General features: G+C 64.1%; 8 protein-coding genes, 1 tRNA gene and 2 pseudogenes. 4 read left to right on the top strand and 7 right to left on the bottom strand.

Annotated elements, in window-relative coordinates:
• Positions 1-532 precede the first annotated feature (532 nt).
• Both ettA and E9229_RS15235 read right to left on the bottom strand, forming a co-directional pair.
• A complete protein-coding gene (gene ettA / locus E9229_RS15240; protein ID WP_183512487.1) occupies positions 533-2,215 on the bottom strand; it encodes an energy-dependent translational throttle protein EttA in 1,683 nt (560 codons plus the stop codon).
• Positions 2,216-2,330: 115 nt separating this feature from the next.
• Entirely contained in the window at positions 2,331-2,912 is a 582-nt protein-coding gene (locus tag E9229_RS15235) for a single-stranded DNA-binding protein (protein WP_183512486.1), read from the bottom strand.
• Positions 2,913-3,126: 214 nt separating this feature from the next.
• Between E9229_RS15235 and E9229_RS15230 the strand changes: the two genes are divergently transcribed.
• From E9229_RS15230 to arfB, 3 genes are all read left to right on the top strand, one after another.
• Positions 3,127-3,203 (top strand) — tRNA-Arg (locus E9229_RS15230).
• Between the two features lie 309 nt (positions 3,204-3,512).
• Positions 3,513-5,852, top strand: a complete 2,340-nt coding sequence (locus tag E9229_RS15225; protein WP_183512485.1) for a glycoside hydrolase family 5 protein — start codon at positions 3,513-3,515, stop codon at positions 5,850-5,852.
• Between the two features lie 68 nt (positions 5,853-5,920).
• The gene (arfB, locus tag E9229_RS15220; protein ID WP_183512484.1) at positions 5,921-6,346 is read left to right on the top strand and encodes an alternative ribosome rescue aminoacyl-tRNA hydrolase ArfB; all 426 of its coding nucleotides are present in this window, start codon (positions 5,921-5,923) and stop codon (positions 6,344-6,346) included.
• A gap of 254 nt (positions 6,347-6,600) precedes the next feature.
• Here the strand turns inward: arfB and E9229_RS15215 are convergent.
• Positions 6,601-7,296: pseudogene (locus E9229_RS15215) on the bottom strand (amidohydrolase family protein); the annotation flags it as partial.
• 494 nt (positions 7,297-7,790) lie between these two features.
• Positions 7,791-8,678, bottom strand: coding sequence for an alpha/beta hydrolase (locus tag E9229_RS15210; protein WP_312855724.1), 888 nt, complete (start codon positions 8,676-8,678; stop codon positions 7,791-7,793).
• Positions 8,679-8,965: 287 nt separating this feature from the next.
• On the opposite strand from E9229_RS15210, the gene E9229_RS19885 reads away from it, so the two are divergent.
• Positions 8,966-10,219, top strand: coding sequence for an MFS transporter (locus E9229_RS19885; protein WP_183512482.1), 1,254 nt, complete (start codon positions 8,966-8,968; stop codon positions 10,217-10,219).
• A 12-nt stretch (positions 10,220-10,231) separates the two neighbouring features.
• On the opposite strand, the gene E9229_RS15200 is transcribed toward E9229_RS19885, so the two are convergent.
• The 3 genes and pseudogenes from E9229_RS15200 to E9229_RS15190 all read right to left on the bottom strand — a co-directional run bounded on the left by E9229_RS15200 (position 10,232) and on the right by E9229_RS15190 (position 11,909).
• Complete coding sequence (locus E9229_RS15200) at positions 10,232-11,077, bottom strand: aldo/keto reductase (protein WP_183512481.1); 846 nt, start codon at positions 11,075-11,077, stop codon at positions 10,232-10,234.
• 55 nt (positions 11,078-11,132) lie between these two features.
• Positions 11,133-11,583 (bottom strand): annotated as a pseudogene (locus E9229_RS15195) (Lrp/AsnC family transcriptional regulator).
• A 62-nt stretch (positions 11,584-11,645) separates the two neighbouring features.
• A complete protein-coding gene (locus E9229_RS15190) occupies positions 11,646-11,909 on the bottom strand; it encodes a hypothetical protein (RefSeq protein WP_183512480.1) in 264 nt (87 codons plus the stop codon).
• Positions 11,910-12,053: the final 144 nt, after the last annotated feature.

Below are 12,053 nucleotides of genomic sequence, written 5' to 3'. Positions count from 1 at the left end.
GATGCCATAGTCGACGAAGACGCTGGACGCTCGGAGGCCGAACTACTCTTCCACCCCGAAAGGGGCCTACTCCCGGATGAGGGCAAAACCTAAGACGTTGGAGAGTTACGTTCGTGGCGCGAGTGCGCCTCGATGCTTCATGCTTTCGGTTCTCGCGTCACTGCGGAACAACTTCGACGCCTTCCCTACCTCACAGAGTTCGCTCCAGAATTGTCGGAGCCCTTGATCTCCACCTAATCTCCCCAGCGTTGGAATAACCTTGACGGTCGGGGCCGACACAGCCGGTGATTCTGGTGAGATCTCTGAACAGCAGGATAGCCCGGGCACACCGCATGCTCCCTAGCTTCTCGGGCTTCACTTCATCCAAGCCATCACCGGCTGGTCGCACAACAAGCAACTCGGTGGCACCCGTACCAATACCCTCGAGCGATCCTGGATATTAAGCGCTAAGGGCACATGCTCCGATTCCCCGTGGGGAATCGGAGCATGTGCCCTTAGTTTGTCCGACAGGCGTTGCCTGTCGCGACGCGCTCTAGCCGCGGGTTAGGCGGCGGTGGGTGACGCGGTGCGGCTTGGCCGCTTCCGGACCCAGTCGCTCGACCTTGTTCGCCTCGTAGGAATCGAAGTTGCCCTCGAACCAGTGCCACTTCGTCGGATCTTCATTCGTGCCCTCGTAAGCCAGAATGTGGGTAGCCACGCGGTCCAAGAACCAGCGGTCGTGCGAGACGACCACGGCGCAGCCCGGGAATTCAAGCAGCGCGTTTTCCAGCGACGAAAGGGTTTCCACGTCGAGGTCGTTAGTCGGCTCATCGAGGAGCAGCAGGTTGCCGCCCTGTTTGAGGGTCAGCGCCAGGTTCAGGCGGTTACGCTCACCACCGGAGAGTACACCTGCCTTCTTCTGCTGGTCCGGTCCCTTGAACCCGAACGCCGCAACATAGGCGCGCGAGGGAACCTCGGTCTGGCCGACCTGGATGTAGTCATTCCCGTCCGAGACGACTTCCCAGAGGCTCTTCTCCGGGTCGATGCCGCCACGGTTCTGGTCGACGTAGGAAACCTTGACCGTATCACCGATCTTAAGTTCTCCGCCGTCGAGCTCTTCCATGCCGACGATCGTCTTGAACAGGGTCGACTTGCCAACGCCGTTGGGGCCGATGACGCCAACGATGCCATTTCTCGGCAGAGTGAAGGACAGGTTGTCGATCAACACACGATCGTCAAAGCCCTTCTTCAAGTCCTTGGCCTCGATAACCAAGGAGCCCAGGCGCGGGCCGGCAGGAATCTGAATTTCTTCGAAGTCCAGCTTGCGCGTGCTCTCTGCCTCGGCAGCCATTTCTTCGTACCGGCTCAAACGGGCCTTCGACTTGGTCTGACGACCCTTTGCGTTCGAGCGGACCCACGCGAGCTCCTCGGACAGACGCTTGGCCAGCTTCTGATCCTTCTTGCCCTGGACCTCGAGACGCGCGGCCTTCTTCTCCAAGTAAGTGGAGTAGTTGCCCTCGTAGGGGTGCAGCTGACCGCGGTCAACTTCGGCGATCCATTCGGCCACATGGTCCAGGAAGTACCGGTCGTGGGTGACGGCCAAGACGGCGCCCGCGTATGCCTGCAGGTGCTGTTCTAGCCACAGCACCGACTCGGCATCGAGGTGGTTAGTGGGCTCATCGAGGAGCAGCAGGTCGGGCTTCTGCAGCAGAAGCTTGCACAATGCCACGCGACGACGCTCACCACCGGAAAGCATGGTGACTGCCGAATCGGCCGGCGGGCACTGCAGCGCATCCATTGCCTGTTCGAGCTGGGAATCGATATCCCAGGCATCGGCAGCGTCAATGGCTTCCTGCAGGTGGCCCATTTCCTCGAGTAGCGCATCGAAATCCGCGTCAGGCTGGGCCATTTCCTCGGAAATCTGGTTGTAGCGGGTGATCTTTTCGTAGATCTCACCCACACCCTCCTGGACGTTGCCCAGGACGGTCTTTTCTTCGTTCAGCGGCGGTTCCTGCAGCAGGATGCCGACGGTATATCCGGGGCTGAGCCGGGCTTCACCGTTAGAGGGGGTGTCGAGTCCGGCCATGATCTTGAGGATCGTGGACTTACCGGCACCGTTAGGGCCAACAACGCCAATCTTCGCACCTGGGAAGAAGGACATGCTGACATCGTTGAGGATGACCTTGTCGCCAACGGCCTTGCGGGCCTTGGTCATGGTGTAAATGAATTCCGCCATGTGACTAAGGCTAGTCGTTGCACCCCGATTCCCCACATTTCTGTGTACCTTCTAACTCCGCAATCAATGCGTCGGTGCCGATACTCACCCCTGGCGCGTTCCTCAAGTGCTTCGCCTAGGCCACACCGCGGTCTTGGGAGACTGCATCGGCATCTTGATCCCGACCTTCGGTTGCGGGGCATTTCTCTCCGGATTCCCCGTCCGCATCAATCACGCGCACCATCGCGGAGTGCGCTTCGACGGGCCATCCGACCGGGGACAAACCGCCCTTCGTTGAGTTCTCGGGTTCACCATCGGCCAAGTAGGGCCCGGCCGCGAATTCATCACGTTCACCGCGCTTGGGCGTGCGGCTGAACATGGAGGTGCCCCACGCGAGGTCGTGTCCCACGGAATCGGCCTCGATGTCAGCGGACTGGCCCATGGTGCCGTCAGCACGCTGGAACTCATTGATCTTCAATCGCCCCGTGACCACGATGCGATCGCCTTTGTTCAGACTTGCCACGATGTTCCTACCCAGTTCGCGGAACCCGGTCACGGAAAACCAGTTGGTGTGGAAGTCCTCCCACTTTCCACTCTCCTTGTTGAGTCGGCGCTCGTTGGCTGCCAGCCGAAACTTCCCCATTCCCTGACCCGACGTGGTAACCACGTGCTGCGGATCGGTTCCCACTGAACCGCGGACGGTGATGAACTCGGTCATTGTCTTCTTCTCTCCTGTACTGAACCAGCGGGCCCTTCCCGCCTTTCCGACCAGTGTGAAACACCCGGATGGTGCAGCGCCGACGACCGTGCACTCCTGTGGATAAAGGATCTTCCCCCTGCCCCGGGCCCGCCCATCCAGGAGCGGCGCTGCGACATGCCCGAGCCTGATGGTCAAGATCGACGGGCTTTTTTGGGCTATGCTTTTTTGCGTTGCCCCCATAGCTCAGCTGGATAGAGCACCAGACTTCTAATCTGACGGTCGCGCGTTCGAATCGCGCTGGGGGCACCAAGAAAAGCGGTGTTGACTAGTTATTTTTAGTCAACACCGCTTTGTTTAAATCGCCGCACTCTTCTCCGACCGACACACTGGTACGCGCCGACGCCCTGGCAGTCGGTACAGCAAGGGGAATCGCAGAGGCCGTTCCGGTGCCCGCGGGCCACCAATAGCCTTCACCGGCCACAGGCGCACTCCCCGTTTCGAAGTGAACCGCGACCACGGCAAACACCGAACTACGGTCGGCATTGACAGCCCTGCCTCGGTGCCAGAAGCTAGACAGAATCAACGCCCCGTCCCACGAACTCTCAGCAATGGAGTTTCATGAAATCGGTTCGCCGTCCCGTTGTTGCCCTGCTGACCTCACTGGTCCTGACCCTCATCCAGGCGGCCGCCGACCCCACGGGACTACTCGCCCTCGTCGGATGGTCGGGGGCGCGGCCCTCGTTCTCCGTCGGGGCGTGGCAGCTCGCACCGTACTTGGCCTTTATCCCGGTGATGCTCGTCCTTACCTGGTGGGCGACACTACGGGCGGGCGACAGGTTCTGGACACTCACGGTGGGGATCATTCTGGCCGTGTTGCTGGCGCAGGCAGCCACCGCCCTGGTGATGACATGGAACCCCGCGGCTGCGGCATGGGCAGCTGGATTCGTTGTGGCAAAAGCCGTCCCCGCTGCCCTCATCATCTCAGGCATCACCCGATGGCTCGGCGGCCCAACGATTCGGCTGACGCTCTCCCCCGGATCAGCTTGGCCACCCGCCGTGTTGTTCGCGGCAGCGGCGCCACTCATGGCCGGACTCTGGTGGACCGGAGCCGCGTATGCCCCCGGCATTCCCACAGCACGACCCGCTAACGGCATCGCTTCCGTCTTGATCACCATGGTCCTGATCGTGGCTGCCACGATGGTGAGCCTGCAATGGATGCGCCAGCGCGTTCCGGGTGTGCTGGGCGGATGGCTTGCCGCCATGATCGCCGGCGGCAGCGTCGGCCTGGCCCAGGCAGTGGTCGGATTCTTCTTCGATAACGGCGTCTCCGGTGACCTCTGGCCGCTGATGGCCGCGTACATCACCGTCGCCGATGGACTCGCCTTCGGTGCCTGCGTCGGATGGATCGTCGGTATTGGAGCCGTACTCACCGACCAGTTAACTACCGGCAGCGGCAAACGTACACCCCGACTCCTCGTGGCATCGACCGCCCTTTTTTCACTCTTGACGGCTTCCCTCGTTTCGGGCGCCGGCGCCGGTGTGGCTCCGGCGGTGGCGGATGAGGCTCCGGCTCCGGCTGCGTTCCTCCGGACCAAAAACGGCTTCATCGCCGATGGAAACGGGAACCAGGTGCTGCTGCGCGGGGTCAACGTGAACCAGCTCGTGGACTTTTATCAGCCACGCCCCGAGATCCCGCCAACGCGGCCACTGACCAAAAATGACTTTGCCGGCATGGCCAAAAAAGGCTTCAACATGGTGCGACTGAACATCTCCTGGTCGGCCCTCGAGCCCGAACGCGGAACACTCGACCCCGGCTACTTGGCACGGATCAGCGATGCCGTCCGATGGGCCAAGGAATACGGCATCTACACCGTGCTCGACATGCACCAGGACGGCTGGTGGAAGGGCGCCACTAGCGAAGGAACCACTTGCCGGCCCGGTACCGAACCGATGCTGGGCTACGACGGAGCACCCGCGTGGGCGACCATCACCGACGATGCCCCTCGTTGCCAGTTCACTGGCCGCGATATCTCCGCCGCCGGGAACCGGGCGTTCCAGAACTTCTACTTCAACACCGACGGAGTGCGGACCGCCCTGGCACAAACCTGGGGAAAGCTCGCCGCCGAATACCGCAATGAACCGATGGTCGCCGGCTTCGACCTGCTCAACGAACCCGGTTTCGGGGAGACGGCACCGGTGACCACATCCCACCTGCTGGGCCAGTTCTATGACGAGGCGATCACCGAGATCCGCAACTCCGGCGCACGGCAGATCGTGTTCTTCGAGCCGAGCATCTTCTGGTCGGGGCTGGGATTCGATACCGGCCCCGCTGCCGACTTCACCAAGGACAAGAACATCGTCTTCTCCCCGCATCTTTATGCCGAATCGATCACCATGGACCGTGACCTCGGCATCCCGCCCATCGTCAGTCTGGAACGCCAGTTCAGGCTCGCCCAGCGTGTAGCGGCCGCATATGATGCACCGTTGTGGTCCGGAGAATACGGCTACTGGGGAGAGGAAAAGGATACGCTCTCCCGGTTGACCCGCTATGCCAAAGCCGAGGATGAAAACCTGCTCGGCAGCGCCTACTGGGTGTGGAAGCAGGCCTGCAGTAATCCACAGAACGGCATCGGACCCGTCGGCGATGCGCTGATGATGCAAGACTGCGTGACCGGTGGAGACCTGCCGCCGAAGTCCGGGCCCCTGGAGATCCTCAGTCGCGCCTACCCGCAATCGGCACCTGGCAGGCTCATCTCGCTCGAGGCCGAAGGTCCGGCACTCACTCTGACCGGCATCGCCGACGTTCACGGCTGCGGGCTGAGGATCTGGATTCCGGGCAAGGCCAAACCAAACGTCATGGCCGCGGGCCTCACCTCGCTTAAACGGGTCCAGGTACCGGGCGGCTGGACCGTGACCGGCTGCGCCGACGGCGAATACACGCTCTCGAGCGGCAGCTGAGCCGGGCCGTCCGCACTGCCGTGCACTCGGGTACCCGGACCACGACCGCCATGTGCGACGCTTGAAGCATGGATCTACAGGTCTCGCCCCAGCTCACGATTCCGGCGTCGGAACTCGGCTGGCGGTTCTCACGCTCGTCAGGTCCCGGTGGGCAGCACGTCAACACCTCCGATAGCCGTGTCCAACTCTCGTGGAACGTCACCGCTTCGGCCGTACTCTCAGATGCCCAGCGGCAGCGGTTGCTGGGACGCCTCGACAATCGGCTCATAGCTGGCGTGCTCACCGTGACCGCGTCGGAGCAACGCTCGCAGCTGCGCAACCGGGAGCTCGCCTCCGGGCGGCTCGCGGACCTCGTCGATGCCGCGTTGGCTCCCGATGCGGCTCGGCGTCGGGCAACGAAACCCACCCGCGGCTCGGATCGACGTCGCCTCGCCGCGAAGGGCCAGCGCTCGGAAACCAAACGACAACGCCAGCGCCCGTCGGCCGATTCGTAGGTCCCGGTGAGCACACGGCGTCGAGAGTGACGCCACCGAAGTCGTTGACGATCACTGCGGAGGGGCTCGGAAGTGCCTGGAAAGCATCGAGTTGATCGGCGGCTGCTCCCCGGGCCAGGGTACCGGGGAGCAGCCGCCCGCAGTGCCTCGAAGTGCGTATGCGGCTGTCGGCTCCGCGACGTTGCTAGCATGATGCCGCCCGCCGACCATGTGCCGTAGACGTGGACATCCCCGATCAGCGCCTCGCTGACCTCCTGTGGATTCTGGGCCAAAACCGCCAGATCGGCGAACCCTCCCGCCTCGAAGGAGCCGACCTCTTGATACTTCTTCAGCATGTAGGCGCCGCCCGGGGTGGTGGCCTCCAGAGCCTCGTGAGCGCTGATTCCTTTGTTCTCACCCAGTACACGTCCGGAGCAGGTCAGCCGGATGATCGCAAGCTTCATGGCCTGCAGCAGTCCCAACGGCGTCACCGGGGTGTCGGAGTGCAGGGAAATCGGTACCTCGAGTCGCAGCGCCGTCGCGGCCGCGTTCATTCTGACCGCCTTGTCCGGGCCCAACGTGATATCGACATGCTGTTCACCCCAGGGCCAGATGTAGTTGGAGAAGACGTTCGCGCAGGCCCCCAACGCGGACATGCGCCGGTACTGGGCACTGGTGCTCAACTTCGAATGGGTGCAGATGTGCCGGCGGCCGGGCCGCCGGTGCCGGGAGGGGATCGCCGCCAAGGTCTCCAGGAACAGCTGCGTCGCCTGGTCGCGGTTGCAGTGGACATGGACCAGGAGGCCGGCCCGGTGGAATTCCTCAGGATCGACCACCCAGATCCCGTTTGGCTGGTCCCCGTAGCAGCCGGGAACCAGCAGGCACGCGGTGAACCCCTGGATTGATCCGTCCAACTGGAATTTCGCGTTGGCGAAACGCAACTTGTCGGTGGCGAGCCCCCGCAGGCGCACCAGCCGGTCGGTTGATACCTCCACTGAAAGCGACACCTTGCCCACTCACTCGGCAAGGTGGAAGACGGTGAGCCGCGCAGGGTAGTCCTCGCCCACGAACGACCGGTAGACGGCGATTGGGTCAGGACCTCGCTGAGCTGGTTCCCGTTGTTTCACCGGGTGCTGAGGTGGCACCTCGAAGGACAATGGCCGCGAGGGAGCTCTGCTTCCTGCTTCGGTGTGGCACACACCCCGGAACGGGTTATCCAGCTCGAGGCCTCCGACCCATTACGGCACGTTCCGTTGTCCAGCCCCCATCATTTGGAGTGAGCTGGATACTGCCTTGGGGCGGGAACAACCGGGGGCTCGCCGCGGCCATACCCGGTTCACGAATCGTCGGCTACGAAGGCACGGAGCACCTGGAGCTCTGGGATCGGCACGGCTGCATCGCAGCCGATCTCCTCGCCTTCATGGCGCCTGTGGCCTAGCACACAGTTCCTCCGCGCATTGCACATTCAGGAGTGATTTTCCAGCCAGCTGAGCACGAAGGCGGAGATGTCCTCGCGGTTAGTCTCGTTGAAGATCTCATGCCGGGCATCGGGATAGATCTGCAGCGTGACATCGCGGATCCCCGCCGCGCCATAGCGGTCGGCCAGCGCCGTGACGAGCTGCCCTCCCCCGGCCAGCGGATCGGCCATGCCGGAGACCACGAGGATCGGCAGTCCGGAGCGGATCCCGGCCAGCATCCGGGGGTCCGCCGTGCGGGTATTTCCGGCCATGACACCGACCAGGTCGGTCTTCAAGTCGAAACCACACAGCGGATCCGCGACGTACTTATCTACCTCGGCCTCGTCTCGGCTGAGCCATTCGAAACCGGTCCGCTGTTCGAAACCGGCGTTGAAGGCACTCAGGTCGGTGCCCCCGGCCCCGGCCCCCGGCGGGGCAGCCGCCAAGACGGCCCCGGCCAACAGGTCCATCGCCGTGCTTCCGGAGAGCAAAAGCCCGGCGTAGAGCTCCGAATTGTCCAGGATGAGCTCCTGCGCCGCCATCGATCCCATGGAATGGCCCAGCAGGAACAACGGAACCCCAGGGTTCCGCCGAGCAATGTCACGGGAGAACGCCACCGCATCCCCGACCAGACCGTCCCAGCCCGGTGCCCCGAATTCACCCTCCGGCACCCGGGCGGTAATGGATCGCCCGTGGCCGCGGTGGTCATGGGCGTACACCAGGTAGCCCCCTGCGTTCAGCAAGGCCGCCAGCCGTTCGTAGCGCGCCGAGTGTTCAGCGGCACCGTGGACGATCTGCACGATGCCGCGTACCGCTCCAGGTACGTCTTCCCAAGCGTAACTGGCCAGGGACAGCGCGTCGGCGGGTGATGAAAAGACAGATGTTTCTTGCTTCACTTCTACTCCTGTGAGGGCGTTCGGGCACGGACAAAGGGGCTGGCGGGGTTGCTTGGCAGCCATTCAAACACGCGTCCGATGCGGGCACAATGGGCAAGGGCTCCGTGCAGCCTGCCGGGCCAGTGGCCGGACATCGCACCGGCGCCGGACTCCGGGGTGCGCTGGTCACGCGCCATGGCCACTGGAGTCAATTCGTACATAGAATGGAAAAGGTATTTTCCCCGTCCCCATCCAGCCTCGCGCAGGACATCCCTGGGCCCGCCGAACCCCGCATCGAAAGGACACCCGTGCAGCAGAACCGCCAGCGGCCAACCCGGCCTCGGATCGATCCCGCGGTGGCTGCCTGGCGTAATGCCATCTTCGGCGTCTTCATGCTGTGCGGGGTGGGATTCGCCACGTGGGTGGCCCGGCTCCCTGCCGTCCGCGAGGGCATGGCCTTGTCCACCGCCGATGTCGGCATCCTGCTGCTGGGCTTGGCGGCCGGTTCGATCATCGGCTTGGCTTTTGCCCCGGGGATCATGGTCCGGCTCGGGAACCGCGGCGGGCTGCGCGCCTCGCTGTCCGGCATCGGAGCCTCGGCCGTGCTGCTGGGCATCACCACCGATATGTTCGAGCAGCACGGCGCCAGCATCATCGCCCTGGCACTCTTCGGCTTCTGCTTCAGCGTCACCGACGTGCTCATGAACGTGGAGGGCGCCGCCGTGGAAAAAGCTTGCGGGCGCACACTGCTGCCGTTGATGCACGCCTTCTTCTCATTCGGTACGATCTTGGGCGCCCTGGCCGGCGCCGGCGCGGCAGCGCTGCGCATCCCAGTGGTGCTGAACTTCTCCTTCATGGGAGTTGCTGTGGCAGCCACCGGGCTCTATATCGTCAGGTTCCTTCCTCCCTCCGGTCCGGTCCCCGCGCCAACTGCCGAACGCGAACCCTGGGGCGCCCGGATGCGTTCCTCGTTGGCGGTTGCCAGGGATCCGAGCCTGGCGCTGGTCGGACTCATGGTTGCCGGCATGGCCTTTGCCGAGGGTTCCGCCAACGACTGGCTGCCCATAGCCGCCGTGGACGGCCACGGCTTTGACGAGGTTGGCGGCGCACTGGTCTACGGCGTGTTCGTCGCGGCGATGACCGTCGGACGCGTGGCGGGCGGGCCGCTGATCGATGCCCTAGGACGACGCCGGGTACTACTGCTGTTCGGCTCCCTGGGCCTGATCGGGGTCTGCCAGTTCATTTTCACCACCGGCCCCACGACTGCCATCATCGGTGCCGCACTGTGGGGCTTGGGCTGCTCGCTAGGATTCCCGGTGGGCATCTCGGTGGCTGCCGACCACCCCACCGACGCGGCACGCCGGGTCAGCGTGGTGGCCATGTTCGGCTATAGCGCGTTCCTTGCCGGGCCACCCATCATCGGATTCCTCGGCGAACACTTCGGCATCCTGAACGCGTTTCTCTTTGTCGCTGCGATGCTCACCCTGACCCTGCTGCTCACGCCCAGGGCCACCCGGATCGCCGAACCCGAGGCCGAATTCCAGCCCCGGGCCCGCTCGTAGCGCCCGGAACCGTCAGTGCCCGAAACCGAACGGATCCACCGGATCCTCGGCCGTGCCGTTGAGCCCGTCGATCCCGGCCATCTCGCCGGCATCGAGTTCGAAGCCGAACACGTCGAGGTTCTCGCTCATGCGCTGCGGGTCAACGGTCTTGGCCACGGGCACCACGCCATGCTGGACATGCCAACGCAGCACCGCCTGGGCCGGGGTGACCCCGTGCGCGGCAGCCGCCTCAACCACCGGGGCGGCTGCCAGCAGCCCGGAGCGTCCACGACCAAGCGAACCCCAGGCTTGGGTGGCGATCCCGGCCTCCGCATGGAAGTCCAGGCGTTCCTTGTCGAACCACTGCGGGGAGAACTGGATCTGGTTCACGTCCGGAACCACGCCGGTGGCGTCAATGAGCTCGCTCAGCTGGGCCGGGGCGAAGTTCGAGGTGCCGATCGCGCGCACCTTGCCGGATTTGAGCAGCTTGACCAGCCCCTCCCAGGCCTGCACGTAGGTGCCCTGCTCCGGGTTCGGCCAGTGGATCAGCATCAGGTCGATGTAGTCCACGCCCAGCCGGGTCGCACTGTGGTCCCAGGCGTCGCGCACGCCCTGGAACGAATGCCATTCCTTGTTGAACTTCGTGGTCACGAACAGCTCGGCGCGGGCCAGGTCATGGCGGGCCAGTGCCAGCCCGATGCCCTCTTCGTTGTGGTAGTTTTCCGCTGTATCGATCATCCGGTAGCCGGCGTCGATGGCGTGCACGACGGCCGCTCCGGCCTCCGCGTCGCTCAGCGGCCAGGTGCCGAATCCGAGCAGGGGCATCGATGCACCGTTGGCGAGGCGTATCAGGGGCGAGGTGATCAGGTCTGTTGTCATGGGCCCACCCTAAGCGCGTTGTGCCCACCACCACAATGAAATTTTTCGCCTGCCGCTATAGCGGTAGGCGCACCCCGGCCTTCAGGTTCTTCATCACGATGGTGCTAGTCAACTTTTCGACCCCCGGGCAGCCCCACGAGCACGTCGTCGTAGAAGCGCTGGTAAGCGGGCAGGTCCTCAGCCATCACCCGCAGCAGGAAGTCTGGTTCACCGAAGAGCCGCTGCGCCTCGATCACCTGCCCGATCCCCGCCACCCCGGCCTCGAAGGCCTTCATGTTCTGCCGATCCCGCAATGTGACGAATACCAGCGCCTCGAAGCCCAGCCCGACCCTCGCCGGGTCCACGTCGGCGCTGTAACCGCGGATCACCCCGCTGGATTCCAGTTCCTTCAATCGGCGGTGGCAGGGGGCCACTGTCAAGCCGACTTCCCCCGCCAGTGCTGTGGCGGTCATCCGCCCGTCCTCCTGGAGCCGGCGCAGGATGGCCCGGTCGATTGCGTCTATCACGCATCACATTCTACGCAGCTCCGGGAAGGTCCGCCTCGAGGTGCGTGGCCCGCTCAAGCAGGTCAAACAGCCAGGTCATGCTGAACCTGGCCATGCTGGTCACCGGGTTCTTCGTCGTCAGTGAGCAGGTGCTCAGCTATGACTTCCGCGATTTCCAATACCCGGCCAAGCTCGCGGGTATCGGCAAGGGTTTGGCCTCCAGCGTGGGACTCCTTGGCGTCGCCTCCAGCCCCTCGGCGACCGGCCTTCTGGTCAGCCGGGGCATCGCCTACCCCGAGCGGCTTCTGTTTCTTCGCCGTCATGGCGATCTTCGGGGCCGTTGCCATGGCCCTCCGCCCTCAGGTCGCCAAGCGCCAATGCACCGCCGTCGCCAAGCCCAAGGCCCCCGAGAAGATTGACGCCTGCCCCCGTCCTCCGGTTCCACCACGAACCCCTCTGCACACCATCGTGGAGGCGCCCGGTTCACTCCT

This window comes from Paeniglutamicibacter cryotolerans, assembly GCF_014190875.1.
GTDB classification, from domain to species: Bacteria; Actinomycetota; Actinomycetes; order Actinomycetales; family Micrococcaceae; genus Paeniglutamicibacter; species Paeniglutamicibacter cryotolerans.
Note: the sequence above shows the minus strand (reverse complement) of the source record. Positions and strands in the feature narration are given on the sequence as shown.

Excerpts from the sequence above, each read along its gene's own strand:
- ettA (WP_183512487.1), bottom strand. The coding sequence starts at position 2,215 with ATGGCGGAATTCATTTACACCATGACCAAGGCCCGCAAGGCCGTTGGC.
- E9229_RS15235 (WP_183512486.1), bottom strand. The coding sequence starts at position 2,912 with ATGACCGAGTTCATCACCGTCCGCGGTTCAGTGGGAACCGATCCGCAG.
- E9229_RS15225 (WP_183512485.1), top strand. The coding sequence starts at position 3,513 with ATGAAATCGGTTCGCCGTCCCGTTGTTGCCCTGCTGACCTCACTGGTC.
- arfB (WP_183512484.1), top strand. The coding sequence starts at position 5,921 with ATGGATCTACAGGTCTCGCCCCAGCTCACGATTCCGGCGTCGGAACTC.
- E9229_RS15200 (WP_183512481.1), bottom strand. The coding sequence starts at position 11,077 with ATGACAACAGACCTGATCACCTCGCCCCTGATACGCCTCGCCAACGGT.
- E9229_RS15190 (WP_183512480.1), bottom strand. The coding sequence starts at position 11,909 with ATGGCAACGGCCCCGAAGATCGCCATGACGGCGAAGAAACAGAAGCCG.